Below are 26,305 nucleotides of genomic sequence, written 5' to 3' on the forward strand. Positions count from 1 at the left end.
GTTGAGCTGCTCGGTGAAGTGCATGATTGCGGGAATACACCTCTCACCTCGTAAGTAAATCACATACCAAGCCCCATCTCTCATGACGGGTTTTTCGTTTCATGCGACGCACTGCAATAACCCCCGTTGGTACAGGCAGCTAAGCCTGTGAGTGCCTCTAGTTTAAAAAAATTGAACAGTGTTTAACGAGTGCTGAGGTTTAAGGGTTCTCTGGAATTTTGTACCTTAAAGCTCAATATTATTGGGGGTGATATGAGAACTTGTGATCCTGTAACCGGCGCCTGTAGCATTGAAGGCACTGCGCCGAGCTTGAAGCTAAAAGGGCATGTTCAAAATTTTCGGTAAACGATGTTGTCATACGGTATGTAGGTGACCCTATGTGCTCATGGTGCTGGGGTATATCACCTACAGTTAAAGATGTCGAACAATACTGCGCTAAAGAAAATCTCAACTTCTTGCTCACCGTAGGCGGCCTGCGTGCTGGTGGTGGAGATGAATGGAATTCTGACTTCCGCAGTTTTTTGAAAAACGAATGGCAGCATGTCGCAAGTGTTACGGGGCAGCCTTTTGGGTTCAAAGTCCTAGAAAAGCCTTATTTTAATTATGATACTGAGTTCTCTTGTCGAGCGGTTGTTGCGGTTAAATCTATTTTAATTGGTCAGGCGGATTCTATCCGGAGGGCTCTTGATTTTTATTCCCGAATTCAGGAGGGGTTTTACGTCAACGGCGATGATCCTAAAGAGCCTTCATTCTATTCAAGTATCTGCGAAGGGCTGGGAATAGATTTCAAGATATTCGCTAATAAATTCAACTCTGACGAAATTCGAATAGCGACAGAGCAAGATTTTGCCCGAGCACGAAACCTGGGTGTGTGGCATTGTGAGTGATTGGCCTTCAAGCCGTAAGAACCTTCCGATACCTTTGGGATTACGCGGGCACCTCCATCCTATACTCGCAGGGATTTACCCAACTCGCTATTCATTCAGGCTCAGTGCGGCATTTCAGCCAAAACATATACGTCTACGGCAGTTTTGACGTCAGTTAAAGAGAGTACTCTTGTTTACGGCTGATTTGAAATTTGCCGCAACAGCATATCCATGTGGATGCTCTGGCATCCAATCGAGTTTCTAACTATTCGTCCGGCCAAGCTTGTTGCCACGCGAGCTTTCTAGCTCTGTTTGCCTCCGCTTTCACTCTGTTAGAATCACCGAGCGCTCGGCATGTGTCGGCGCCGCTGGAATTCCAGCGTCCTTTTCGTAAGCAACCTTCAAATGGTGATCTTATGACAGTACTTTTCTATAACGAGGTGATTAATGGTTACAGGCGACGACGATATTAAGCAAACCGAGCAACTGGTTCAAAGGCTGCACTCTGGCGGTAAACTGAGCGTTAAACTGCTTCCGGGCGGCTCAACTTCCTACAGGGTTCAGGATTCCGGGCATGAGAATGCTGAGTACTACGGATGTCCTAAAAAGCCTAAAGAACTGGGTAGGTTTAACGATCCCATGGAAGAAATCGGGATCTGGTATGGGGCTGAACACCCCAGCGGGGCGCTGGCCGAGACGTTCGGAAGGCTTCGGCCCAAGGAATCGAAAGGGATTGGTATCGTATTGAACACCACAGATCTTGAGAAAAAAGACATGTGCGTGGTAGAGACGACCAGGGATTTGAAGCTGCTGAATCTGAAGCCATGTCTGTCCAGAATGAACCGGACGGTGGACGAAGTGACTGGCCCAGACTACACGCTTACGCAAGAAATTGTGGCAGCAGTGGCCAGGTTGCCAGGCAACCCTTTTGATGGAATCGCTTATGAGTCGCGGCATCACCCGGACGGACACAGTTGTTACGCGCTGTGGACGGCGCCAGGTGAGACCACAACGGTTAAGACTGTTGAGATGACGAAGCTTCCGGAGTTCGAGTACAAAGGAGAACTTCCGGAAGGCTTTGAGGATGACAGCATTGATGCAGAGGAGATCTTGACCGAGATCCTCGGCTACAAGGTGCTTAGCTCTTAAGCTCCGCTACCATTCACGCAGCGCCCCAGCTTTGGGTGCGCTGTTTTTTACGCAGGCGTTGAGCTCATGAAAAGAGACGCTTCACGCTTGATTGCTTCCAACTGGTTCTCATCAGCACCGTCTTTAAGAACTACATACGGCAACTCTGCGTTTCCGCCATCGAAGGCAATAGGATTTAGGAAGAATGTGCACTGAGCCTCCGCGCTGACATTTTTCATCAAACCTAAGATTTCCTCCAAGTGTGGAAGCTTCTCGTCCCCAACAAACTGAAATGCTGGATAAAGGTAATCGTTTCCTTCCTGGATCGCGATTAAGGTGCCTTTTTTCACATGATTGTTGATGGTTTGTCTTGTTGTTCCCAAGGCGCTGGCTACTGCTTGGCTTTTCAGTACTCCGCCGAAATCCTTGAGTCGATCAAAGAACTCGATCTTTGCAGCGACGCGTCGAGCTTGCTTGCGGGTTTCTCTGGTGCTTAAAGCCCCTGCGACGGAGCCACTAGTTGCAAGCTTCTGAAGCAGCTCCGCGTCCGTCAAGGATCCAAGGTTCTCCTTGGTTTTTTCCTCAGACCACTGCTGGAAGACGTTGGTGAGAAGCTTAAGCACGCGCACCGATCCACCCGCCATATCTGGAACCTTTTCAAGGGTTGCGGCCAGGGTATCGACTATTGCGTGGATTGATCTTTGCGAGTCCATAAAGCACCTCGGTGTTTCTGATTGACGATTTACTATACCAATGCATACAAAAAATCGTCAAACATATTTTCAGGGTATGGCGACAGACGGGTGATCAAGGCCTTCGAGAAAACCGCTTAGGAGGCTTCGGAATCTGGCTAAAAGGCCCATGACACCTTACGGTAGGGGCGGTAGTAGAGGCTTTGGTACCTCCTTTCCACTCCAGATCGAAAATCAGTCGAGTGAAATGGTAGCCACCAAAATCGGTTGGGCCGCATCGGAGACTTGTAATGCGTCCATCTGCTCTTCTGCCGGCATATGGCCTCTGGAAAGGGGTGGCATATTGATGTCTCGGCGGGTTAGCCTCCGACGTGTTGCATAGAGGTAGCTAGTAGATGATTTTCAGGAGCTAGAGCGCGCTTGGATTACGGCGTTTTCCCAACCGATGGTGGACAGGCTGAGCGACGTTACCTGGGCGAAGGTGTGATCGCTGCCCGCCAGCGGGCTTTCAATTCGAGGGGTTAGCATGGACATTTCAAAGGCTCGACTCGACAGTTTGGTGAGCCGCCTTTCCGAGGGGCTGAACGTTGAGATCAAAACGTGGATTGATCCCAAGGCAGATGAAAGCATCGCCAAGATCACCAAAGCCGTTATAGCCCTGTACAACCGCAATGGCGGTTATTTGATCATAGGGTTCGACAACGCAACCCTGCGCCCAGATCTCCAAGGTGCTCCGGATGACGTGAAGGCAGCGTTTCACGTCGATGTAATCCAAGGCATCGTTTCAAAGTATTCGTCGATCTCAATCGAGGTACAGGTAGCGTTCGTTGAGCGTGAGGGATTGCTACACCCGGTGATAGCTGTACCTCAAGGAGTAACGGTACCTGCAGCTGCAAAGAGAGATCTGCTTGGCCAGAATGGCAAACCTTTAGTCCGAGAAGATACGGTCTACTTTCGTACGCTCGGTTCCAACGGTACGCCCAGCACCTCAGCAATCAAGGCATCGGATTGGCGCGACCTTCTCGAGATCTGCTTCGATAATCGAGAGGCTGATATTGGTCGATTTCTCAGACGCCAGCTGGGTAACGCGGGAGCCAATATCTTCAGTTCAGCGCTCAAAAGCCCAACCCTTGAACATCGCGCGCGGTCAATCCTTCAGGAGGGCGCACGTGCTCGCGAACTGTCAATCGAGGCACGCCAGCTGGATCCTTCTGCTCAAGCACTTTTGCAAAAGGGGAGTTGGGAGGTCGGCTTGGTTTTCGATCCGCCCAAGGACATCGAGGATTCCACCAAGGACTTCTTGGCAAAGGTTGACTCGGCTAACCCTGAGTACACCGGATGGCCTGCCTGGCTGGTGACTTCAGGTTTCAATAACCCACTTGATCGGCCCTACAAGCTGGAAACTGCATGGGAGTCCTTGGTTCTAGGTTCAAGCGCTGACAAGCTTGATTTCTATCGTATGCATGCACGCGGGCAGTTTTATCAATCTCGGATATTGCTGGACGATTTGACTACTAAGGTAGAGCCAGGTACTGCCCTAGATCCGCGCTTAGCAGTGTACTTTGTGGCCGAAGTCATCGCGGTGGGCCTTCGTTTCGCGGAAGCATTGGACTTCGACGCTGATGCCAAGCTTGGCTTCATGTTCCGCTGGAATGGCTTGCGCGGACGCCATATTGATCATTGGCTTGATAATGGCTTCTCTTCGCCTCGTGGGGCGACCCGTGAAGACTCCATCGAAAGCTATGTCGAGGTGCCGGCCGACACTCCCGCTAGCAGTATTGCTCCATACGTTCAGCGCGCTACCTCAAGGTTACTCGGAAGCTTTGCTGGTTTTGAGCTGAAACCCGATGCGATTGAGGTTGAGGTTAACCGGTTACTGAAACGTAAATGAGAAGAAATCGGGGCTACGTCAGGCTGATGGTGTGTAGCACATGAAGGCCATGAGTCGCAGGACGCTGATGCGGCCCATGACACCGAGCACCTTTGAGAAAAACTCCCGGAGTAACCGTTGTGGTGACCGATCCCAGCAGCGCTTTGTTACCTGTCCATCCTAAGTACAGGGAGGCAGTAGACGCTATGAAGCGGTATCACCAAGCCCAGGCAGACGGTGTCAATGGCGCTGAGCTTGAGCGTCTACGGCTGCTAGCTGAACACAGCTTTCAAGCAGTCACTGATTACCAATTGCGCGCGCTCGCTCGGCGGGCCAGCAAAACCTAGCCACTAGGAATGCAAAACAAGCTCGCAGTAAATCTCCTAATAAGGAACCGGGACACTGCCGTGAGCCAAGAACCACTCGAAATCCCTAAGGTGATGATGCAGAACGAACTCAGCTTCACAGATGTTATTCGCCAGATTCTCCGCCAAAATCCAGAGGGGCTGACACCCCAGCAAATCCGAGACATTGTGAAAGTGGAGTACCCCCAGCACGTTGGCACACCTAGCCATTTGAGAAACGTGGCAGCTGGCAACTACAAGGATCTGGATCATGCTGTGCTGGCACGTATCTATCTAGCCTGCAGAAGTGCTTCGGACATTTCCGCAGACAAGAGCAGGAAGCCTCACCTGATGACGCTTTTGGCCGATGCAAACGACGTCGAGATAAAGGCTGACGATTTCATTGAGGGTGAAGACCTCGCTAAGCTCGAGGCCGATGTCGGCACCCTGTACGTGCTTTCCACAGGGCTTTACACGGCTGATCAGGTCGAGATAGTCAAAATCGGGATTACCACCGGCTCAGTCGACAAACGAATCACCCAGCTTTACACAACGGGTGTGCCGTTTCGTTTCACAATCGTAAGCCAGCTGGAAACGACCAACTACTCGAAGCTTGAGCAAGCCTTGCATTGCCTGTTCGACAAATATCGGATCAACAAATCGCGAGAGTTCTTCACGGCCCATTGCCTGAAATTCCTGCCAGAGCTGATCGCCATCCATCGCAAGATCGAGGAAGCGTAAGAAGCGGGTTTTGTGTCGTCGAGTCCCGAATACTCTGTACTTCATGGCCTCGGCCGGAGTACCTAGGATAGTTGCGAGTGTGCCATGAGGCGGCTGTACCTTGGCATTTCCCCGCAAGGGGAAGTCACCAACACCATTCATCCGGCAGTGAACATCTGCACACCGCCAGAACTCACCGGCCTTTGTAACTACTAGGCAGTTTGCTCAGGTTGGGCTGGTACTCGAGCTGCCGGCACGTGGGGAGAGGCGTCATCGGTCAGCCCTTGATAACGCACGTTGAGGCCCTTGATCAGGTAGCGGTTAGTCCTATCAAAGTCCATGGCATCGTTGCCGCCATGGTTGCCAGAGCGGAACGTAATCAGGTTCATTTCCATAAGCAGGGTGATCGCCGGACTCACCGCGTGGCGACCCACACCCGTTCGGTCAGCGATGTTGTCGTAGCTGATCACAGTCAAGCCGTCGCCTTTCGGAGAGTCACGGTGACGCATGGCCAGTAGCAAGATGTAGATCTTAAGCGCCTGCAGCGAAACGCGCTTGTTGAAGCTAAAAGCCTTGAGCTTCACCAGCTTCGTCACCTTGTGCTCACTCGACTGATCTTGTTTCGGCCCACGGCCCTGGTACAGCCAGCTTTTTGGGATCTTGGCGAACCCCTCATCCTCAAGCCATTTCTCGACATAGATCAGTGAGCCGTCCCTGGTCTTCCCAGTATCACGGCGAATGTACCCGAAGCTCTCAAGCACCTCGAGCGAGCGTGCAATCACGTTCCGCGAATGTCCCGCCAAGTCGCAGAGCTCTGGATACGTCGTCTTGGCGATCCCTGTTTTGTAGTTCGCCCGGGTGCAGATAGCCAAGTACACCTTCAGCGCAGCCAGGGAGGTGTTGATCGCCACCAGGTCGATATTCCCTTGGTTATTCAGCTCGCCGAAATTAGCCAGTTCACCAGCCATAGCCCACCGATTAGGCATTTTCGCCCAGCGGAGATCAGGTTTTGGCGAACTCATTTACCGTTCCTCAACACCGCCAAGCTAAGAATCAATCCGATGCAAAGGGCCAAAGTCAGTGGATTAGTCGAGTTAGCCGCCTCGACAAGGGCAATTAGGTTAGGCATGGCAATAGGCTCCGTTCCGTGATGAGGCAGAATTTACAGGGACGAGGCCGGCTGTATCTAGATATAGAGCCGTTTGTATAAGCGCCTGTAAGCCACAGGATAAGCGCTATATAAAGGATTAAAGCGGAGAATTATTAGTATTTTCTAGAGTCTTGCATTAAATCAAAAAATGCTTTTTGATAGCAAAGTTTCATTTTTGAAGTCGAAATCCAAGGATTGAAATGGCCGGCACCGATTTTCCTATCACTGAGCGGCAGCTGCAATTCCACCTGGAGGTAGCTGGGTGTGAAGTCCGAGTCTTGGCACAAGCTGACGGCTACACCTTGCAGATTGAGCACTCCGACCTAGCGCACACCCTGCACACCCAGCGCGGTAACCCTAGGGTTTTCAAGAATCTCACCACCGTAGCGGCCTTTCTGAAAGAGAGGGGTGGGAAGAACTTTTCGGTGATACTCGAGCAGATCGCGACTGCTTCATCCTCTGGAATCGAGGCCGAGTTTGAGAAGAGCTTTGTTGAAGCAATGGGTGACGCCGAGCCACCCCAGCAGCGTCCGTCTCGTCGACCAATCGATTCGTTTAGCTTTGATAGCGACTGGGAGCACGATGACGATCTGGTTTAGGCAACAGACTGGCCCGCACCTGGAAGCAGGCTGTCGATGGCCCTGTAGGCGATGTCATGCGCATGTCGCTAATCCGGGCTCGAAGGGGCCGCCTACGCCTCCTCGCGATCCTCCCAGATGCTCACTGAAGCTCGTAAATCCCGCAGGGGGTACTGACGATGTGAAATCCTATAAGGGGGGTAGAGGCGTTCTTGCAATCAATCAGGCTGGCTCGAGTGAAGGCATTATGATGTTAAACTCGATGCGCCTGTTCTCGGCGTCTTTCCCGCTAGCGCATGGCTCAGGTAGAGCATTGATCAACCATCGTTAGTAGGATTATGCATGGCAGTCAGGTTGCAATATTTGACCAAAAATCCAGATGAAATAGCTCTGGCAACACGGTACTGGGCTATGGACGAGGAGGGGGCGTTTCTCGAACGCGTAGCTGATTTGGTACCGTTCAGAGATGTCGTCCAATCGGGTCAAATTGCCAGGCAGGTCAGGGAATACTGCCTTGCCTATGATGACAATCAGTGCTGCTACGTGTGCGACGGGCCAATTAGAGTCAACGGTCGCGCAGATGCCAAGAAGACCTCCCAGAAATCTAGCCTTCCCTGCGAAAGCTGTGAGGATGTGCTCCGCCGTCAAAAAGCTGAGCAGCAAGCGCTAGAGCAAGCTGAGATCTCCAAGCGGCTTGCTTATAAAAATGAGCGAAACGCCTCCGCATCCTTGTGTTATGGCGAGCTTTCCGATGAAGCAGTGATCCTGCTATTAGCGTTGGACGCCCTCTTGGGGCAAAAGCTGGCTACCGGAACCTTCACCATAAACGATTGCGATGATTTATCACCCAAAGGTGGTAAGCACTTTATCGACCGTCTCCTGCGGGAGGGCGTGCTGCTCGATGATCCGATTGCAGCCAAACCGGGCACCTACTTCATTCAAGACGGCGAGCTCTGGTGGTACGTTTACGGGATTCAGTATTTCCTTCCCCCGGACGCTGACCTTGGGCGCGGCCCAACAGCCCTCCGGAGTCTAGAAGAGCATATCTTCACTGATTCCGAGGGCCTGACTGACCTATGGTTGGACTTCGCCCTGGATGATGTGATGCGTTACTTTGACGATCAATGCAGCACCTATCAGCATGAACTCGAAGACGAAGCAGTTGAGAAGATCAAAGCAAACATAAGGCATGCGCTTCGGACATACAGTGTCGCAGAGCTTTGGTCGGTGATATGGAAGGCTGTCAAGGACGCGGCCAGCTTGGCCAACATGCAGTACTACAACCGGGCCAAAGCAGCAGCGACCATTCCCAACAAAATTCGGAAGCTGGTTGAACAAGCCGATAAGAGCGGCGGCATCAAGCACACCTGGAATCGACCGGATCATCATGTTGCCGGATCACTAGGCATGGTGTTTTCAGGTCTCTTTGGTATCGACGAGAGTACGCCAGGTAAGGCAGTGATCGGGATGTTCGGTCGTCTGGGGCGGCATGCTGAAGGTAGTGGATCCGAGCATTTGCAGTCCTTGGCGCAGTCGTTTTTGCAAGGTGCTTTGGAAAGGCCCGACTCGTGGAAAGCGATTGATGTTCTAGCGGGTAAAATCCGATCGGGAATGGCAACTGACGAAGCGCTCCTTGAAATTCTCCTGGAACAAAAGCGCGAAGAAGTCGCTGAGGTCTAGTGCTGCGAGTGCAGGCGGCTTCGTAGCCTGAATTCTTTGGCCCGGCAGAGTCAGCCTATCGTCTGCGATGGATCAAGGTAGCAGTCCGGTGATCACTAAGGTTAGGTGTTCGTGGATTACAACGACTATCAAAAAAGCCAAGCCTGGCTCCGTGCCAAGGCGAAGGACGCCAGATCCCTCTCGAATGAGGAAGAGGAGTACTTAGATCGCCAGCTGGCGATTGAGCTGCGGAAGCGGATGGAGCATGAGGCTTCGGTGTGTTGGTGGCAGCTCTTCGGACTAGAGGGCCATCGCCTGGACTCCATAGAAGCTGAGGCACAGTTCATCGGCCACCTAGACAAAATTTTCAAATGCCCACCCGCGAGCCAGTTCCTCACTCCGACCGACTCGAAGCGGCGAGTCCACCATGCGTACCATTTCAGCCGGCAGGGGGTATACCACGGTGTAGAGTACCTAGCGCCTCCTACGACCCGACTGTTGGAGCTCATGCTGTACGGGTATTTTCCTTACGAGAACACCTGGATCTACCTAGATAGAAGATCGGAGCTCAGTTCAGATGGGTACAGGAAACCCAAGCAATGGCTCGCGCTACCATCAGGAGAGAACCCCCAGGATAGGCTCGGTATCACGATCGAAATTAGTGTGGGTTGGAGATCGCTGATTCGTTCGCAGTCGCCAGCGGCATTGTTTAGCAGCTTGAAGCCATTCGAAAAGGAAAGCCTGGCGAGGCAGTTTGGCTCAGAAGGGACTCACGAGAACTGGCTTGAGCAGATTGCGAAAAACCTGTTTGCAGAACGAGGTCGTCGATCCAGGATTGGTATCAGCTATGCAGGTGAGTCGGAGGGGAATTACCTGGCCCTTGCTGAATTGATTGCCTTGGGCGGGCGGGTGCCTGGAAAGAAGGTGATTATGCAGGATGACGATTTCTTAAATTGCGAGCCTGCTAACCTCGTCGCTCGCTCTAGCAGAGGGCGAACCATGGCGTGCAGATCCTGTCGCAATCCCACCACCAAAGACCACTCCACTATCGCTAAAGACTCCAGAGGGTCTAGCTATCGTGTCTGCCACTCCTGTCTGCGACGCCTGTCAAAGTCATCAAAGTAAAGCCGCAGTGCGTGAAGGGCTTGATTGAAATGGCCTTTTGCTATAATTTAAGCCCTATGATGTGGTAGTTGCATCAGCAAGACACTGAGACCGGCTAATGGCCGGTTTTTTTGTGCCTTGGATTTCCCCTCTCGCTGCATCTCTGCGGCATCTGTTGACCTTAAATTTACGTGCCTATGACTGAAGAATCGCGACTACTCGTTCGTGAGGCATTCGCACGTCCATAGAAAAAGGCGGAACCCTTATATGAAAGATTTGATCCACGTTGAGTATCAAAACAAAACCATCGTGTTCAGCATGAGCGGGTGGCTGAATGCTAGTCACGTTGCGGAGCTTTACTTGGCTTCAGTAGATAGCTGGTTGAGATCACCTGAAACGCAGGAGTACCTGACTGATATTGCTCAGGCCCTCTGCGTGGAGGATGTCCAGGAGCTTACTCAGATCAGTGCTGCCTCCACCTGGCTGCATCCGAAGGTGGCTGTGGAATTCGTCAGGGAGATCGATCGTAAGCTCGCTCGTTGGTGCGACATCACCATCGACAGGATTGCGCGTGATAACTCGTCGATGAAAGAGCGTTTCGACGCTGCGTGCAAGGCGTTGAACGAAGGCCGGCGTGAGGCAAGCGAGCATGGAAGAGGGCTCCTGGAGTGGCGCAACAAGAAGCCTCGCCTTGAGTATCGTGTGGCCCATCTGAAGGATCAGTTGCAGCTAACAATGGGGCTTGATAACCCCAACTGAAATCGACGAACGAAAGCCCGCTCAATGCGGGCTTCGTCGTTTCTAGGCCCGAGTAAAAAGGGCATCCAAGCCAGGCGACGCTCAGACTCCTGTCATGTCATCAGATACCCCTACTAATGTTCGGCGCGGCGTCAGTAGGGTTGAGAGGGGCTTGCGCTTTCGTTTTCCTGTTTGTTAGATTAATTACTGCGCTGGGTAGGCGCATCACACCCGTCTTAGAAAGCCGGTTTCGGCACTACCTGTTATTTCTCTATGCTCAAGGCCATGTCATTTCGCGGCCCTGGTGCGGCGTAGGCGGGTGGCGTTGCGGAAGGGGCAGGGAAATCAACATGAGCACCACTCTCGACTTCTGCCCGTCGAATCTCGACGGCATCAAGCGTCAAGCCAAGCGCGTCGAACGCATCAACAAAGACCTGACTCACCTTGCGGCCTTAGATTTGGTTGCTAGGCGATCTGGCTATGAAAGCTATCAACATGCGAGAAAATCTTTGCAGGCTGGCTTCACGCCCCCACTGCAGTTCAGCATTTTCCTCTCTGTTTACTGGCGCGACTCATCTACCGCTCCGCGTTCCAACGGGCTTGAGATCCTCGAGGTCAAGCTCCCTAGGCCACTGCTGGACTTTTTGAGTAAGCGCCACTGCAGCTACGCTCAAGGACTGAAAGCGTTCTTCGTAGAGTCCCCTGATCACTTGGAGATGAGAAGTAACGCTGACAGCCAAGCGCGTGCTCAAGAGCTGTTGACGCGTGCAGCTTTGTCCCTTCGGTTCTTGGAGGCCACGGGGCTGATTCCAGCCGCCACCAAAGCACAGTATGCAGCGGTGGAAGCAGCAACTGAGTTGCCTTCTTCAGACCACATCTCGAAGTGGATCTGCTCGAAAACGGGTGGCTGGTTGATGCTTGACGAGCCGTATGACCATGTTACTAGGCCGGAGGAACATGAAAGGCGCGACGTATGGGTTCGCGCCAATGGATTCCGGTGGGCTAAGCCGTCGTGGCAAGGGTTGTACAACCCAGGTCGCACCTTGCCTTACTTTGTCGGCAGTGATGCTGAGCTGTTGGCACGAGTAGTGAGCACGGTAGAAAAGCTTGGCAGTTATCCAAATGCGTGGACTATGCGTTCGGAGCCTTTCAATACGCAGTTTTTGAGTCCCGAGAGAGAAGTCTCTGGCAAGAAGCGCAAGCCTCGTCCAGGTACCACTTATGGTTACAGCAAGAACGCCATCGAGTACCAGTGGGAGGAAGGTTGGGCTTCTCGGTGGCGCCCGAATCAGAAAATGTCCCTCCAAAACCATAAGGAAATGGGGTGGACTTTGAAGCGCCTGTACCTATCCGCAACTCCTCTGGCGGCCCACTCAAGGCTCGTTCAGATCCAGTCTGAGCTGGAGAATTGGATGTACGCTGAGTACCGGGGCGAAAATCGACGAGAGGTTGATGTGGATGTCTACTATGGTGGTCGCGATATCCCACGTTACGAGACAAACTCAGAGATGGTGGCCGCACTAAATCATCTCCGTTCGATTATGGTCGGTACCTACCTAGACTCGAAACCTTTGAGGGATCAGCTGAAAAAATTGGACGCAGCTCGCGAAGCCATCGTCAAAATCTGATTTTAAGGACAGTCATAAGCCGGCACGAGAGTGCCGGTTTTTATTTCCGGACTGCTGGATCTCCAGCTTGGCACTGGCAGAGGTCTCGGATAACTCACCTGTCGAACTCCAGCATTAAGGTTGATGGTGTCCGCACATTTCAGGTAGAAACGATGATCTTCAATCTGGAGATCTGAAGGTGTGTTTGCCGGACGCTCGCCGCCAATCAGGCACGCGGGCAGCATCACCAGCCTGCGTAATGAGTTACGAGCAGTCCCCACTCCCTTATCGCACTTCCATCTGCTCGCAAAACTCCAAGTGCTTTAGCTGCAGAAATATTGGTCGGGCAGCCACCTATCAGGTAGAAGTCGTCCTTTCTTGGAGAATATAGGTGAAGCAGCGTAAGTACCATCACACGCTGTAAAACGGTCATTTCTCTGTATGCCTGGCGCATTGCTTTTAACCCCTCAGGATCAGGCTCTGACCGATCATGATCGAAGCCGCAAGGACGCATCCTGTAATGACTACCTTCTTGGATCCCCCACGGCCTACTTTGGGTGAAGCAGGCATCCAACTCGTATTTCTTAACGATGTGCCAAGCGACCTCTCCGAACTTTTCACCTCGTTCCTCGGTTGACCAGTCTATCGGTGGAGGTACCTGGCAAACCTTCGCCAATGCGGCGAGTTCAGCGCCGTCCATACAACTCACTTTTTCAACCAGGTCGATCAGCGTGTATCCGGGAAAGCGGCCGGCTGCAAACGTCGGATTGATAGCGGCGTACGAGCAAGAGCCACCGGCTGCTGAGAGTGATGAACATGGCCGTGGCTCGCGACGTCCATGTCTATGAACGCCCAGATCTCGGAAGCCACTTCATGGACACCCAGTCGGTGTAGCAATGCCGTCGCTTTTTCCGATGAGTCGCCGAAGATTTCCATCTTGGGAATGCTCCTGGTAAGGGTAAGAGATGCTGATCTGCCTTCCCCATATTAGGCTACGAACCAAGATGCTCACGCTCGCTTTCTGCCCTGTCTTAGAATTTGGGGCCGAGGCCTGCCGCAGCGGTCAAGCTGTAAGTGCAGTTCGACAGTGTCCGAGCCAGTCACTCGTCCAGCCTGTCGACATTGGCGTCGATGCCATGACTGCTGGGAATATTGGACAAGGTTGCGCCGGATGCAGGTATTCTTGAACGACCTTTGCCTCGAACGGCTTGGAATAAAAGTTTCGTTGGCGAACGGAAATCCTTGCGATAAGGGTGATCGCGTCCAATAAAATATACCCGGGCACCATCGCCCTAAATGCTGGGGTTCGGAAGGTGAGTTCGCCGGAGGCTTAAGATTAGGTGCGCTATACAGTCCATGGGTTAGTCATTTTTGAAAAGTGCAATGGAAGCGCCCGACTCGTGGAAAGCTATTGATTTGCTAGCGGGTAAAATTCGATCGGGAATGGCAACAGACGAAGCGATCCTTGAGTTTCTCCTTGAGCAAAAGCGCGCAGAAATCCCTGTGAGCTAGGAAAACGAGCCCATAACCTAATTTTGCGCTTGTAATTGTAGCGGGGCGTGTGAAGGCGGGCTTAGCAGCCCGCCCCAGAGGGCGACGTCAATGGGCTTAGCTCTCACGACCTAAAGACTGGAAGGACGCTGAATCTATAGGAAGCTTGGTACCTGTCCGCTTGGCAGCATCCGTACAGAATAATCGCCGCCCATTTTATCAGAATTGCCAGTTACCACCAGCGTTCCGTCCTGTTTGTCGAACTCGTATTTTTGCCATTTTGCAATAAAGCTCAAGTGGTGAGATTCGGACTGAAGTGCTCCATTGGCATAAATTATGATCTCGCCATCTTGCATTCCATTTCGGATAATCTGTACAGTGCAGTTTCCGCGCTCAGTTCCGTAACGATCTGAAATGTACGTAATCATCGCTGTAAATACATAGTTCCCAACAGGCATGACCTTGAAGTTTGTGGTTCCTTTCCACTCTTCTCCGAAGCTGCTTATTTCTGAAAATGCAGACATGTTTTACTCCCTGTGGTGGTCATGTACGCCCATAACACAGCCTGCTGGCTGGTGTTAATGGACAACTCTTACTGCTCGCTCGGCGAGGCGAACCTAGCGGCCGAATGGTGATACATTTGCAGGGTGATGGCAATATGGCTCCGCAGGGGATTCTCCAGCCTTTAGCCTACCGAATGACGATCTCCCATAATGAACGTGATGGCGTGTAAGCGAGTCGGATACTAGATGATGTACCTCAGAGTCATTGGGGCGCCATATCTTGTGCCTTTTATTAATTTTTCATGTACTAAGATTGGCGAAAGACTGCAGGCTGTGTATCACGTGCATGTCGCCTCTTCGGACTCGAAGAGGACGCCTAAGATGGCACCAGAGCGGACGAGAAGTCGGGCAAGACCTGCGTCGAGGTTTTGCACTGAGCCTTGACGGCCTCTAAGCAGATGCCGGGCCTTGTCCGGAGCTATGCAAGATCACCCTGCAGTTTGCTGGAAATGGATGGATACGGCTCTTTCTAAACCTTTGCCTGGCAATGGCATTGTGCCATTATTGGGCGCGCTGTTGTCCATGGCGTCATAATCAAGGTGGTCTTAAGATCAAGCCTTCGCCAACCGATTGGTGGTCGAGGCCAACGCTGAAGGTGCCGTGAGCCCGTCTGAACAGAATGATTTGGTTCGGCACACTCCAAATACGCAGGAGCGAAGATGTACAAGCTTCCACCAGCTGTAGAAGATAAACTCAAACGATTTCAGCCGCCCGTCGATGCGAAGGATTTTGAAAGGCTTTGCGTTGACATTTTTGAGTATGTGCTCAAGTCTCGACGAATTCCTATTCTCAACCGAACTCATAGCCGAATCAGTGCATATGGTACTACCGGTGACAAGCAGTACGGAATTGATGTCAGGGATCCTGCTACCCAAGCTGTTGCACAGTGCAAGAAGCACGAAGAAATTACTACAACAAAGCTTCGGGACGAATTGAAGAAGCTCAGAGACTACGATAAAGAAGTCTCCCATTATTTCTTTATGATCAAGCAGCCAGACGTTAAGGTTTCTTTATCGAATTGGATTGAGAAGCAGAACGCTAATGCGCAGGCTGAACGCGATGACTCTACTCCTTATCCATGCCTCCCAAGTATAGCTCTACCTGAGCTGCATATTCTGGGTTGGGATGAGATCCGCAGTTACCTCGGATTGAGTACATTTTTGCTTTGGAAGTGGCAGATTGCTGTACCCGCTGGCCAAAATTTCCACCTTGATGGTCTCGATATCCAAGAGCTACATTACGAGGTTGGCAGATATAGGGATAAAATAGATCCTAAAGAAACCCCTCCCACTCTAGAAGCTGTTCATGCGATTGAGAGCTTATTGTCGAGCATTGATGTGCAAGCATTAAGTTCGATTGGCGAATCCCCCCTAGTACACATTGATATTATTCGTGGTGTTGAAAAATTCATTGGGGCAATGAAAGAAGCTAGCAGGGCGATTCGCACTTACGGTGAAGCCATCACTAAAATTGATAAGCGCGATCTGGTAGTGGTTGAGGAGGGCTATGAACTTCTGAACAACTTAGCCAGACAGAAAGCACGAATATCGGCATTTCCCTACTTGAGACGGATTGCGGTTGATTGCAGAAATCTCCTCGGGCATTTGAGCTCCTACGGTGCCTCTGAATGGGAGCCTGAATTCATCACGGATGAGCTTGGAGAGGAACATGAAGTATCAGGCGAGACCTACCTTCGTTATAACTTTACAGACAAATATCCGCGTTGGGGGGTAGCGTATACTGATCCCAAGGAAATCGCTATACTGACCAAAAGGATCGTAAGCGATATAGAAGTCATCAGTGTATATCAGTAATCGATAGCCTATCGACTGCTAGATCCAGGTAGGCTGTTGGTTTGAGTGCAATAGGTGGGTGCGAGTGCGTTCGATACCCACCTTTTCGTGAGAGGCTCTCTATTCTGTAGATAGTTTATGCTTCATCAGCAATAGCTCTTCTTCCTGCAATGCCAGCGCATCCTGAAGTTTATTGATCTCGGATGTCAGCTTGTTGATGGTCTGCAGGCGTTCTTGCGACAGCTTCATATGTATATTGCGACTACTTTCAGTCTCTTTAAGTGAATTGTTCAATGCTGTATTAGCTTCTCGGGCAGCTTGTAATTGAGTGAACCAATAGATGACCTCAAGCCTGCATTGTTCCAGTAGCACTTCAGGTGACTCCGGAGCAGCCTTGGCGATTACTGCATCTTTTTTCTGCTGTATGCGCCGCTCTTTGATTTCTGCGAGTTTCTCTTGGGGCCACTGGCGGTTGTAGATGGTATTCCTGTGTACGCCCGACAGCCTAGCTAGTGAAGAAACTGAAGCTGACAGTGAAGAATCCTTCTCTAATCTGCGCAGAGCTTCCTTAAGCTGCTCCGTAACGGCTTCAAATTGTTCGCTATTCTTATCGTCGTAAGGAGCAGAACTCATACTACCAATTCCTCTCCCAGCCCCTCAAGCACTCCCTTAGCCTCTTCAATAGCTGCTTTCAACTGGGCAACCGATTTTTCGAAGTCACCATGAATTATCTCGCTGGATGACTCAAACTTCTTCAGAGCAATCGTGTTCTGCACATAGACCTCACGCCACTTTGGCGCATTGGCCTTGGTCACGAAGGCATTTTTACACCGGTTGGGATTACACCGTAGTGAGCCAATACAGGGCAGAGAAGCATCGAACTCCTCTGTGGCCTCACCGTAACAGAAGCCTTGGCCTACGTTGATGATAGCGAAGTCGTTCTCCACCATCCGATCAAAGATTTCCTCTTTGGTGTAGCCTGCCTCGATGTAGCCTTGGTAGTACTTTTTGAGCCGCGCTCTGTACGCTTCTGCGTGCTCACCGACATAGCTGCCATCGGGGTCACAGGTATTCATGACCAATTCGAGCTCAGCCTCATGCCGGATAGACCTTCCGACTGCCCGGCCCCCGTCTGCCGTTAGAGCTTCACCAATACCGCCGTAGTCGATCGTGACGGTACTCATTCGATGTTGTCCGATTGCACCCACCGCGTTGCCGAAATGCTTCAACTGGTAGGACACGAAAGGGAGCCCTACTGCAGCTCTCATCATTTGATGCGCCAATGAATGTCGTAGTGTGTATGCAGATACATCCAGCTCTTCGAGCTCATCAAGTTCCAAAACCTCTGACAAGAATGAGTACAACACGTATGTGAAGCTGCCGATAGACTTCGCTTTATCTTGTTCGCCAGGGGCTATGGTGTTCATATTGGCTAGCAGATAAGGGTGTTGCTTGAATCGGTTCAAGATTTGAAGGGTTCGCACTGCATCCATGACAATAGGGATTGCTGCCCACTTATCCCCAAAGAGCTTACCTGCCAGTTCCCGGTTTTTGATGACAGTGCTCAAGATCAGATTGTGGCCGAAATCGTCTTTGTCTAGGCAACCTTCAGCCATAATGCCCGATAGCTCGGATGGCCTCATGCCTGTATATTGGCCGATAACGTAGAATGCACTGTTACTCACGTGCGTGAGGTATTGATAGAAATCATCGTCCATGTTTGCTTTGGTTAGCAGGGAAAGGGCATCTTTTTTCTTAAACATCCCATCACGCCGCGACTGCAACGACCAAAATTCCGGATCTGTAGAGTAAAGGAACGGTTCGATTTCTTTTCCGGTATACCCCCTAGCGGACATCCTCATAGCAACGTAGATGTCAAAGTTCTTTTTGGTAAGCTTGGCCTCTGCGGCTGCGTTGTAGCCATCCGCCATCACGCGTTCAAGCCCGTCCTTATCGTGGATCGGTTCTTTCAGTGCTCTGAGGAAGTCAACGACTACGAAGGTCGCCTTGCGAGAGCACTTTTCGAAAATTCGATTACTAAAGTACTTTTGTCTCTCCCTTTTTTTTGGATTGGTTACGCTATTTTGCTTCCATTCCAAAGTGTGCATTTCTACATAGGGGAGAGACCTAGCAAACAGGTTTTCATGAAGGAAGTGTGATCGCAGGTATTTGAAACCTTGGTTTGTTGTGTTTCGAAATGCTCGATCGTGAACTTTGGCCTCTTCGATATAGTCCTCTTCACGAAAGTCGGCCAGACTGTAATAGGATAGCTCAAAGAAATCGTCCCCTTGCTCACGCCGCTTTCGCTCGCACATCTTGTCGTAGAACGGTATTACCGACTTGAAGATATCGCACACCGTGTGAGGCTTAGGAATTACCAGCCGATCACTCCGGCGGAGTGCACCAGGCATCTGCAATGCACACATGAAGGCAATCTTCAGCTCAAACAAGATTGTGTTATTGAGGTTTGGGTAATTCGTGAAGTCAATTCTGGACTTCGCACCCTCAATGAGCCTTGCGACTGGTTCTGCTTCGTCTGTGAAGTCCCACACAGGATCCCGGAGCACGCTGAGCTTGCTCACGGGAAGGTTCATGAGGGCATCGAAGACCCTCACAGGATCGTGCACAGCGCTGCTCTGCTGTTGGCCTGCCTCTGCTCCCGCATACCCAGCGTAAAGCACATTCTGGGCGCTAAGCAGGCGAACGAAATGCTCCCTCACTGGCTTGATTTGGTAGATAAGGTTGTCGAGTGTGGCGATCATAGGGTCATTCCTTCTACCAGAGTGCTCGTGAGGATGTGTTCAGACAGGCGCTCTGCATGCTCCAACTGCTGTGCGTCGAAGCCTTGGGCTGACGGCGTCAGGATGCTATCAAGGGTCTCCAGGTTCTCTCGGATGACGCGCCCATACGGCGTCCGACCTACGCCAGTGGTATCCATCATAGTTCGGTAGTCACGCCGCATTGCGAACAGGTCTGGCAGGTTGGAAACCGAGATAATGCTGTTTCGGCAGGACAGGCACTTGTTCAGCAGTGCGCACGGGTTTCCCTCCACATAGCCTGGCGAGTTGCGGATCTCTGCCGGTGGATCGTAAACGTTTCGGCACTCCACCAAGCCAGTTCTGATGATGACTGCCGGTGAGCTAGGGTCGTTGACGGTGTCGACGTTAGTCTTGGCCGGTGTTTGGATGTCTCCGCCGCTCGCCTGGGCCAGCACGTATTCCTTGTGAATTTTTTTCAGGGCTTCATCAACAATCTTTCGCGCCTTCTTGCTGAATTCCAACTTGTCGAGATAGCCGATCGTGGTACTTGCGTGTTTGTGTCCGAGAATCATCTGAATCTCTCGCAGTGACACATCTTGCTCTACCAGTTCCGCAACAAGACTAGGCCTCAACCTCGAAGCTGAAATCGAAAGTTCACTACCGTCGTCTTTCTTCAGGTTATGATCCTTGGCGAACCGGTTCATCATTAGGTTGATGATGGTAGAGTTTTCAAGCGATTTGACTTCGCGGTATTCAGACATCTTCTGCGATTCATAAATGAATAGCCTGTTTCTGATGGCCGGAGCAGCACGCTCCCGAATGTGGCGGGTCAAGAAAGCAACATCTTTGAAAATCTTTTCGACCTCCACGCTCTGCGCGACGCTTAGCCACGTGAGGTCAGCATGAAACAAGTCAAGATGGTAGAACTTTTCTCCACCTGACCGTTCTTTCCAGTAGCGCAGATAAGGCCGTTTGGTGATGTCGTGGCTTTTAACAAAGTCATCTAGATCGAGTGTTTTTAGCGAGTCCGCGTTGAGGCCAGTGACCTGCGCTAGGCGGACTACATACGGAGCGATAACCCGAGAGGTAAGTTCATAGATCACGCCCCAGCTGGCATAGATGTCAGCAATGCCCATCTTGGAGTATCCGAGGATCTTGGAAAAGCCCTTCTCATAGGGGTTGTTATCATCAGCGAAAGCTGCGCTTACGCGCTGGCAGTCGAGCTTGTTTTCAAATATCCATCTGGCGTTTTCTAATGTGCCCAGACCGTTTTGTACATGACCTTTGTCGTTGATTGGGTCGCATCCGCCGCTGAATTTTACGTAGTCGGCAGCAAGTTTATTTGTCTCCCAGATCTCTGATTCACATGCGTCTTTGATTATGAGGCGCTCGCGACGGGTATAGGGGCGGTACTCGTCGGTAGATCGTGTGGTTTCAAAACCTTCGGTGTCTGTAAACGATGTGAAGCCGATGCCTTTTATTTTGAGTGCGCGATTCAGCATTTTGCGAGTGGATGAAACTGTGTCGTTCGCTGTGTGTGTCGACATTGCTCCAATGAATACTTGTTCTTTTAGATGGTTTCGCAAACGTGCAAGATAATTAGGCGTAATGAGTTCAAGTGCGTGCTCAGTGCCTGTGAAGCCAATTCCTTTAAGGTGTTGGCTGACTTGTCTGAAACCCTCAACGAAACCCAGCTGCCCTGATAGAGACTTTGTTCCCATGGATGCTGCGGCGAACATATGGAATACTTGTACGAAGGGGCGTGCAGGATCAATTGGTACCAATTCGGTGATGTGCGAGAGAGGGATGGCGCGCAAAGTATTAAGCTGTGTCTGCCAAGTTTCGCCTCTTTGCGAGTCTTCCCTATTCTGTTCGACTTCAGCATTTCGCTCAGCAACCGTCTTGTAGTCGCTTTTGATTACGCCTCGCTTTTTCAGGTCTTCCAGAATTTCATTAAAGGTCTCGTCGACGAGGGGGATGTTTAAGCGCGCCCACTTGAGGTTGCCCATTCCTGGGACTTTACCAAGGCACTTACTGACCGAGATGGTCTTTCCGAAAATTGGGATGGCCTGTTTTTCTGAATCTGAAAGCCCTTCATACCAGCACAGCAATTTTCGTCGCCACTCGTTGGCAATTGAGTTGTGCCCGGCAATGATAATTTTTTCATCCATCATCTGCTGGATAACCGAGTCTAGGATCTCCGTCCTAGTTTTGAAGACGTTGTAACTTGACTCCAACTGCTTTTCTAGATAGGTGGGTGCAATAGCCGGCTCACCGTTCTGACACAATTGAACCCCGAGCAGATTCTCTCTTCTCGACTTGATATGCGTGGCCCAGGCTTCGATCTCTTGTGTGATATCGCTTTCCAAGCGCTTGCGCTTGGCTGTTCGCATTTTAACTTCTTGGCGAGTTCCTTCAGGAGTTTCGATATTCATTTCTTGTCTCCTGTACGGATTCGCTTAGTAGTTCTTTCTCGAAGCAATGCCATCTCGCTGGCTTTGGTCTTAATTAGTTCACTCGGCTCAGCAAGTAATTGATACAGATCCAGTGGGATAAGCGTGTATCCCTCGGACGTCATCTCTCGTTGGTGCCCATATGATTTCGAAAGCGTGACGAGACGATCCAGATAGTCTTTGCCTAGGTCTGGGCTGTTGAGAATTGCGTAGGCGCCGCCGTGCCTGAGTTTGTGGGGCGAGATGAGCCGCCTGATCTTCTTGGCTTTCAAAGCACGCTTGGTCACGCGATCGAAGAGCTTTTCAATACTCTTGGTTTTGTAGGGATCACCGTGAGCGTTGAAGAACGCTGGCGTCTCCTCAGGGCTCGGGTACCGTTTGGCGAAACGACGGTACAGAGGGGTTTTGTGGTAGTCCTCAATGCGCTCCAGCGTCGTCCGACTGACCAGTGTCGTGCGAGGTTTGATCTGGTTCCTATTCCCCTTGCTCCCTGCGATTTGGAGTGGGCAGTAGGGCGCCTTCATCGGTTTGACGTGCGTACCAGCCTGGGTGATGAACTGGAGCTTTTGGTAATCCAGCGCATCCCGTATTGCCTGCAGCGTGATCCTAGGAACTTCTGACTCCCGCACTCCCGTGTCGTACACGGCCTGGATCAAGCACCGCTCACGCTCAGATACTGCGTGCAGAATAAGCTGTTCCAGCTCGTCCATGCTGCATGGCTGCACAATCCCAAGGGCGTTCGCTTTGCCTCTCCAAATCAGCCCTGTTTCGTAAGGATTGTCCTCCCGGATCGCCGGGCCATCATCGTACGGATTGCACAGGAACGTCTTGAACATGTGGAGATGGGCTGAGTCTCTTCCTTTAATAGTCTTGGGCGCCAGGCCGGCATCGTTCAGCCCCGCAAGGTAGCTCTCCAGCCTACCTACCGTCACGCTCAGCAGCGCATCGTCACGGTTGCTAGTCTCATATTCCTCAAGGGTCTTCAGGTGCTCCACCAGGTACATGATTCGGCTTGCGTACGATGTGGTGCTTTGGTCAGCAAGCTTGTTCTTCTGGAGGTTGCGGCATAGGTACTCGGAGGTTAGGGGTTGCAGTTGCTCTCCACTCCCCATCAACACGCACCCTGTTACCTTCACTTCGGGATTCTTCCCTTCAGGCTGGGCCAGGAATTGCTCACGGAATTCCCCTTGAGCTAGGACTGAGTAGCTCAGGTCGAGGGGCTTATCTTTGACTGTGATCACCTTCATTCACACACTACCTTTGGATTCCGTTCCAGCCTTCTGGGGAACAGGCGGTGTGCATTATGGGTGGGGAGGGGAGATGCTGGGAAGGGGATGGGACGGGGTGTACAGAGGGGGTTGTGCAGTTTAGTGTAGGGGGGTAGAAATCACCGCCTCGGCGGCGTGGTCGGTACCGATCACCAGGCCTGCGCGTGCGCCGGCGATGGTGTACTGGGCAACCATGCGCGTACGCGCCTTGACGTTGCCCACCACGAAGTCCACCAGCGTCGGTGAGCCGTTCTTCAACGCCACCACTTCAGCCGCCAAGGCCCGCACTGCCGGGGCAATATCCACGGTGTGCACTTCATCGGCCTTGATCACGTCCAGGCACGCCTGGGCGTCATGCTCGTCGTGCTGCACCTGGTAGGGCAGGCGCACGGCAATGAAGGTGTAGGCCTTGTCGCCGTTTTCGGCGCGCAGTTCGTTCACGGCGCGCTGGGCGAGCAGGGCGGCTGTCAGCGAGTCGACACCGCCGCTGATGCCCAGCACCAGGGTCTTGAGCCGGGCGTTGGCCAGGCAGTCCTTGATGAACGCCACGCGGCGGGCGACTTCGGCCTCTAGCGCGGCAGTGTCGGCGAACGGCGGCTGCACCTTCAGCGCCTGGGCAATCTCTTGCTGAACCGCTTGCATGGGTTACTCCTTGCTGGGGACTTTGAATACGTGGCGCATGTAGGCGACGAAGTTCTCGTCGCGGCACTGGGTCTTGGCGGCTTCGTCCGAGATCTTGGCCACGGGCGCGCCGTTGCAGTCGGTCATTTTAAGCACGATGCTCATCGGGGCCACACCCGGTATGTCACAGGTCAGGTTGGTGCCGATGCCAAAGCTGACGTTGATGCGACCACGCAGGGCACGGAAGATCTCCAGCGAGCGGGTCAGGTTCAGGCCGTCGGAAAACACCAGGGTTTTGGTCATCGGGTCGATACCCAGTTTCTGGTAATGGGTGATGGCCTTCTCCGCCCAGGCCACCGGCTCGCCGGAGTCGTGGCGCAGGCCGTCGAACAGCTTGGCGAAGTACAGGTCGAAATCGCCGAGGAAGGCATCCATGGTGATGCAGTCGGTCAGGGCGATGCCGAGCAGGCCGCGGTACTCACGCACCCAGCAGTCCAGCGCGGCGATCTGGCTGTCGATCAGGCGCGGGCCGAGCTGCTGGTGGGCCATGATCCATTCGTGGGCCATGGTGCCCAGCGGCTTGATATCCAGTTTCCATGCCAGGTCGACGTTGCTGGTGCCGACGAAACGGGCCGGGAAGTCGTCGCGCAACACCCGCACCACTTCTTCCTGCACGCGGCTGGAAAAGCGCCGCCGGGTGCCGAAGTCGGCTACCTGCAGGTCGGCCAGTTCGTCGTCGCTGGCATGCGCCTGAAGCCAGTCGAACTTGCGGTACAGCTGGTCGCGCGCCTCGGCCAGGCGCATGTGCGGGTGCAGCTGGCGGTTGCGCACTTCGCTGATGATGGCCAGCAGCGGCACTTCGAACAGGATCACATGCAGCCATGGGCCTTTCAGGCGCAGGAACAGCTGGTCGTTCTCGATGCCGATGCGCACGTAGCGCAGGTTGAAACGGAACAGGCGCAGAAAACGCAGGAAGTCGGGCTTGAGGAAGCTGATGCGTTCCAGGAAGGCCAGCTGGCCATCATCCAGAGTGAGGTCGCTGAGCAGTTCAAGCTGGTTGCGGATCTCGCCGAGGTAGGGGCGCAGGTCCTCGCCATTGCGGCAGCGGAATTCCCATTCGACGTCGGCGTCCGGGTAGTTGTGCAGCACGCCCTGCATCATGGTGAGTTTGTAGAAGTCGGTGTCGAGCAGGTTGTGCACGATGCGCTCGGCGAATGCGCTTTCGCTCATCAAGGGGGCTCCGGAAGCGGCGAATGGCTCACATTGTGCCAGCCTTTTTGGCCTTGTTGTGTCTGGGCTGGCCACTTCGCGGGTGAACCCGCTCCCACAAGGGCCGCGTAATAGCCAAAACAGAGGTGTTTTTCCGTGCACCAGCTAGCCTTCAAACGGTGCCGCCTGTAGCAGTCGCGCACCAGCGGTGTGCACTTCGGTGACGTCCGTTGTTACAGGGCGGTTGCACGTAAACACTTGCCAGGGTTGCAATGATGGCACTCGATGGTTGCTCCTTGTCTGTACGTGTGGTGGCGCCTGCCGCATCGCAGACGGTTGCACGCTCAATAAAGAAAAGGCCGTCGGTCGCCTGTAGGCACCCCGCACAGTGTGTTTTCCCGGAAGACAAAACCTATGGCACGGCCCTTGCTCAGAGCTCAGGGTTGAGAAGTTGTAGTGCCAACCAAAAAAAACTCTAGGAGCACCACCTCATGTCGCAGACGTTTTACAAGAAAGGTTTCCTGGCTCTCGCCGTGGCTACGGCACTGGGTGTTTCTTCGTATGTACAGGCCGACGTCAAGATCGGTGTAGCGGGCCCGATGACCGGGGCTAACGCGGCGTTTGGCGAGCAGTACATGAAAGGTGCGCAGGCAGCGGCCGATGTCATCAATAAGAATGGCGGCATCAATGGCGAGCAGATCAAGCTGGTTGCAGGCGACGATGCCTGCGAGCCCAAACAGGCCGTTGCGGTGGCCAACCGTCTGGCCGACCAGGACAAAGTGATCGGCGTAGTGGGCCACTTCTGTTCTTCCAACACTATTCCAGCCTCTGAGGTGTATGACGAAGCGGGCATCATCGCCATTACCCCGGGTTCGACCAACCCAGCAGTGACCGAGCGCGGCCTGAACGCCATGTTCCGTATGTGCGGCCGTGACGACCAGCAGGGCATTGTCGCTGGCGACTACATCGTCGATGTGCTCAAAGGCAAGAAAGTCGCGGTGCTGCACGACAAGGACACCTATGGCCAGGGCCTGGCCGACGCGACCAAGGCGCAGTTGACCAAGCGCGGTGTCACGCCTGTGCTGTACGAAGGCCTGACCCGTGGCGAGAAAGACTTCAGCGCCGTGGTTACCAAGATCCGCGGTGCTGGCGCGGACGTGGTCTACTTCGGTGGCTTGCATCCTGAAGCGGGTCCGCTGGTACGCCAGTTGCGTGAAGCAGGCCTCAATGACGTCAAGTTCATGTCCGATGACGGCATCGTCACCGACGAACTGGTGGCCACCGCCGGCGGTAAGCAGTACGTCGATGGCGTGTACATGACCTTCGGCGCCGATCCGCGCCTGCTGCCTGACAGCAAGGCGGTAGTGGAAGAGTTCCGCAAGAACGGTACCGAGCCTGAAGGCTACACCCTGTATGCCTACGCTTCGCTGCAGGCCCTGGCCGCTGGCTTCAACGGTGCCAAGTCGAACAAGGGCGAAGACGCGGCCAAGTGGCTCAAGGCCAACCCGGTCAAGACCGTCATGGGCGAGAAGAAGTGGGACAGCAAAGGCGACCTGACCGTTTCCGACTACGTGGTCTACCAGTGGGACAAAGACGGTAAATACCACCAGCTGGAAAAACAAAAATAATAACGGCCCAAGGCCCGGGCTGATGCTCGGGCCCAAGCCCCGCGGTACCTGTCTTTATTTCGGA

General features: G+C 52.8%; 21 protein-coding genes and 2 pseudogenes. 12 read left to right on the forward strand and 11 right to left on the reverse strand.

Annotation, left to right across the window (positions count from 1 at the left end):
• Positions 1-455 precede the first annotated feature (455 nt).
• Positions 456-887, forward strand: a complete 432-nt coding sequence (locus P0Y58_05010; GenBank protein ID WEK31560.1) for a hypothetical protein — start codon at positions 456-458, stop codon at positions 885-887.
• Positions 888-1,313: 426 nt separating this feature from the next.
• Complete coding sequence (locus P0Y58_05015) at positions 1,314-2,015, forward strand: RES family NAD+ phosphorylase (GenBank protein WEK31561.1); 702 nt, start codon at positions 1,314-1,316, stop codon at positions 2,013-2,015.
• Positions 2,016-2,062: 47 nt separating this feature from the next.
• Here P0Y58_05015 and P0Y58_05020 read toward each other — a convergent pair whose 3' ends face one another.
• Positions 2,063-2,707, reverse strand: a complete 645-nt coding sequence (locus P0Y58_05020; protein ID WEK31562.1) for a hypothetical protein — start codon at positions 2,705-2,707, stop codon at positions 2,063-2,065.
• Between the two features lie 505 nt (positions 2,708-3,212).
• Between P0Y58_05020 and P0Y58_05025 the strand changes: the two genes are divergently transcribed.
• The 3 genes and pseudogenes from P0Y58_05025 to P0Y58_05035 all read left to right on the forward strand — a co-directional run bounded on the left by P0Y58_05025 (position 3,213) and on the right by P0Y58_05035 (position 5,641).
• Entirely contained in the window at positions 3,213-4,577 is a 1,365-nt protein-coding gene (locus P0Y58_05025; protein ID WEK31563.1) for a putative DNA binding domain-containing protein, read from the forward strand.
• Positions 4,578-4,696: 119 nt separating this feature from the next.
• Positions 4,697-4,910 (forward strand): annotated as a pseudogene (locus tag P0Y58_05030) (hypothetical protein).
• Positions 4,911-4,963: 53 nt separating this feature from the next.
• Entirely contained in the window at positions 4,964-5,641 is a 678-nt protein-coding gene (locus tag P0Y58_05035; GenBank protein WEK31564.1) for a GIY-YIG nuclease family protein, read from the forward strand.
• 191 nt (positions 5,642-5,832) lie between these two features.
• On the opposite strand, the gene P0Y58_05040 is transcribed toward P0Y58_05035, so the two are convergent.
• Positions 5,833-6,642: a hypothetical protein gene (locus P0Y58_05040; protein ID WEK31565.1), complete on the reverse strand. Its 810-nt coding sequence runs from the start codon at positions 6,640-6,642 to the stop codon at positions 5,833-5,835.
• Between the two features lie 328 nt (positions 6,643-6,970).
• Between P0Y58_05040 and P0Y58_05045 the strand changes: the two genes are divergently transcribed.
• The 5 genes from P0Y58_05045 (at position 6,971) to P0Y58_05065 (ending at position 12,477) form a co-directional block, all read left to right on the forward strand.
• Entirely contained in the window at positions 6,971-7,369 is a 399-nt protein-coding gene (locus tag P0Y58_05045) for a hypothetical protein (protein WEK31566.1), read from the forward strand.
• 321 nt (positions 7,370-7,690) lie between these two features.
• Positions 7,691-9,028: a hypothetical protein gene (locus P0Y58_05050; GenBank protein WEK31567.1), complete on the forward strand. Its 1,338-nt coding sequence runs from the start codon at positions 7,691-7,693 to the stop codon at positions 9,026-9,028.
• Between the two features lie 111 nt (positions 9,029-9,139).
• The gene (locus P0Y58_05055) at positions 9,140-10,132 is read left to right on the forward strand and encodes a hypothetical protein (GenBank protein ID WEK31568.1); all 993 of its coding nucleotides are present in this window, start codon (positions 9,140-9,142) and stop codon (positions 10,130-10,132) included.
• A gap of 246 nt (positions 10,133-10,378) precedes the next feature.
• A complete protein-coding gene (locus P0Y58_05060; protein WEK31569.1) occupies positions 10,379-10,870 on the forward strand; it encodes a KilA-N domain-containing protein in 492 nt (163 codons plus the stop codon).
• Positions 10,871-11,199: 329 nt separating this feature from the next.
• A complete protein-coding gene (locus P0Y58_05065) occupies positions 11,200-12,477 on the forward strand; it encodes a DUF5623 domain-containing protein (GenBank protein ID WEK31570.1) in 1,278 nt (425 codons plus the stop codon).
• A gap of 223 nt (positions 12,478-12,700) precedes the next feature.
• On the opposite strand, the gene P0Y58_05070 is transcribed toward P0Y58_05065, so the two are convergent.
• The 3 genes from P0Y58_05070 to P0Y58_05080 form a co-directional block, all read right to left on the reverse strand.
• Positions 12,701-13,156, reverse strand: coding sequence for a hypothetical protein (locus P0Y58_05070; protein WEK31571.1), 456 nt, complete (start codon positions 13,154-13,156; stop codon positions 12,701-12,703).
• Positions 13,157-13,182: 26 nt separating this feature from the next.
• Positions 13,183-13,392: a hypothetical protein gene (locus tag P0Y58_05075; protein WEK31572.1), complete on the reverse strand. Its 210-nt coding sequence runs from the start codon at positions 13,390-13,392 to the stop codon at positions 13,183-13,185.
• Positions 13,393-14,102: 710 nt separating this feature from the next.
• On the reverse strand, positions 14,103-14,471 hold the full coding sequence (locus tag P0Y58_05080; GenBank protein WEK31573.1) for a hypothetical protein: 369 nt from the start codon (positions 14,469-14,471) through the stop codon (positions 14,103-14,105).
• 698 nt (positions 14,472-15,169) lie between these two features.
• Here P0Y58_05080 and P0Y58_05085 point away from each other — a divergent pair.
• Positions 15,170-16,324, forward strand: a complete 1,155-nt coding sequence (locus P0Y58_05085) for a hypothetical protein (protein ID WEK31574.1) — start codon at positions 15,170-15,172, stop codon at positions 16,322-16,324.
• 99 nt (positions 16,325-16,423) lie between these two features.
• Here the strand turns inward: P0Y58_05085 and P0Y58_05090 are convergent, their stop codons facing one another.
• From P0Y58_05090 to pncB, 6 genes and pseudogenes are all read right to left on the reverse strand, one after another.
• Positions 16,424-16,936, reverse strand: coding sequence for a hypothetical protein (locus tag P0Y58_05090; GenBank protein WEK31575.1), 513 nt, complete (start codon positions 16,934-16,936; stop codon positions 16,424-16,426).
• A complete protein-coding gene (locus P0Y58_05095; protein WEK31576.1) occupies positions 16,933-19,065 on the reverse strand; it encodes a site-specific integrase in 2,133 nt (710 codons plus the stop codon). The genes P0Y58_05090 and P0Y58_05095 overlap by 4 nt, the downstream gene beginning before the upstream one ends.
• A complete protein-coding gene (locus tag P0Y58_05100; protein WEK31577.1) occupies positions 19,062-21,497 on the reverse strand; it encodes a hypothetical protein in 2,436 nt (811 codons plus the stop codon). Before P0Y58_05100 ends, P0Y58_05095 begins: the two co-directional genes overlap by 4 nt.
• Positions 21,494-22,762, reverse strand: a complete 1,269-nt coding sequence (locus tag P0Y58_05105; GenBank protein WEK31578.1) for a tyrosine-type recombinase/integrase — start codon at positions 22,760-22,762, stop codon at positions 21,494-21,496. The genes P0Y58_05100 and P0Y58_05105 overlap by 4 nt, the downstream gene beginning before the upstream one ends.
• Before the next feature lie 138 nt (positions 22,763-22,900).
• A pseudogene (nadE, locus tag P0Y58_05110) lies at positions 22,901-23,425 on the reverse strand (NAD(+) synthase).
• Between the two features lie 3 nt (positions 23,426-23,428).
• On the reverse strand, positions 23,429-24,634 hold the full coding sequence (gene pncB, locus P0Y58_05115) for a nicotinate phosphoribosyltransferase (GenBank protein WEK31579.1): 1,206 nt from the start codon (positions 24,632-24,634) through the stop codon (positions 23,429-23,431).
• A gap of 470 nt (positions 24,635-25,104) precedes the next feature.
• Here pncB and P0Y58_05120 point away from each other — a divergent pair, with 470 nt between their 5' ends.
• Complete coding sequence (locus P0Y58_05120) at positions 25,105-26,241, forward strand: branched-chain amino acid ABC transporter substrate-binding protein (GenBank protein ID WEK31580.1); 1,137 nt, start codon at positions 25,105-25,107, stop codon at positions 26,239-26,241.
• Positions 26,242-26,305: the final 64 nt, after the last annotated feature.

The organism is Candidatus Pseudomonas phytovorans, from assembly GCA_029202525.1.
Classification (GTDB): domain Bacteria; phylum Pseudomonadota; class Gammaproteobacteria; order Pseudomonadales; family Pseudomonadaceae; genus Aquipseudomonas; species Aquipseudomonas phytovorans.

Bases quoted from the DNA above. Each gene is read 5' to 3' on its own strand.
- P0Y58_05070 (WEK31571.1), bottom strand. From the start codon at position 13,156: ATGGACGGCGCTGAACTCGCCGCATTGGCGAAGGTTTGCCAGGTACCT.
- P0Y58_05085 (WEK31574.1), top strand. From the start codon at position 15,170: ATGTACAAGCTTCCACCAGCTGTAGAAGATAAACTCAAACGATTTCAG.
- P0Y58_05025 (WEK31563.1), top strand. From the start codon at position 3,213: ATGGACATTTCAAAGGCTCGACTCGACAGTTTGGTGAGCCGCCTTTCC.
- P0Y58_05090 (WEK31575.1), bottom strand. From the start codon at position 16,936: ATGAGTTCTGCTCCTTACGACGATAAGAATAGCGAACAATTTGAAGCC.
- P0Y58_05015 (WEK31561.1), top strand. From the start codon at position 1,314: ATGGTTACAGGCGACGACGATATTAAGCAAACCGAGCAACTGGTTCAA.
- P0Y58_05095 (WEK31576.1), bottom strand. From the start codon at position 19,065: ATGATCGCCACACTCGACAACCTTATCTACCAAATCAAGCCAGTGAGG.
- P0Y58_05065 (WEK31570.1), top strand. From the start codon at position 11,200: ATGAGCACCACTCTCGACTTCTGCCCGTCGAATCTCGACGGCATCAAG.
- P0Y58_05120 (WEK31580.1), top strand. From the start codon at position 25,105: ATGTCGCAGACGTTTTACAAGAAAGGTTTCCTGGCTCTCGCCGTGGCT.
- P0Y58_05105 (WEK31578.1), bottom strand. From the start codon at position 22,762: ATGAAGGTGATCACAGTCAAAGATAAGCCCCTCGACCTGAGCTACTCA.
- P0Y58_05080 (WEK31573.1), bottom strand. From the start codon at position 14,471: ATGTCTGCATTTTCAGAAATAAGCAGCTTCGGAGAAGAGTGGAAAGGA.
- pncB (WEK31579.1), bottom strand. From the start codon at position 24,634: ATGAGCGAAAGCGCATTCGCCGAGCGCATCGTGCACAACCTGCTCGAC.
- P0Y58_05060 (WEK31569.1), top strand. From the start codon at position 10,379: ATGAAAGATTTGATCCACGTTGAGTATCAAAACAAAACCATCGTGTTC.
- P0Y58_05045 (WEK31566.1), top strand. From the start codon at position 6,971: ATGGCCGGCACCGATTTTCCTATCACTGAGCGGCAGCTGCAATTCCAC.
- P0Y58_05020 (WEK31562.1), bottom strand. From the start codon at position 2,707: ATGGACTCGCAAAGATCAATCCACGCAATAGTCGATACCCTGGCCGCA.
- P0Y58_05040 (WEK31565.1), bottom strand. From the start codon at position 6,642: ATGAGTTCGCCAAAACCTGATCTCCGCTGGGCGAAAATGCCTAATCGG.
- P0Y58_05100 (WEK31577.1), bottom strand. From the start codon at position 21,497: ATGAATATCGAAACTCCTGAAGGAACTCGCCAAGAAGTTAAAATGCGA.
- P0Y58_05050 (WEK31567.1), top strand. From the start codon at position 7,691: ATGGCAGTCAGGTTGCAATATTTGACCAAAAATCCAGATGAAATAGCT.
- P0Y58_05075 (WEK31572.1), bottom strand. From the start codon at position 13,392: ATGGAAATCTTCGGCGACTCATCGGAAAAAGCGACGGCATTGCTACAC.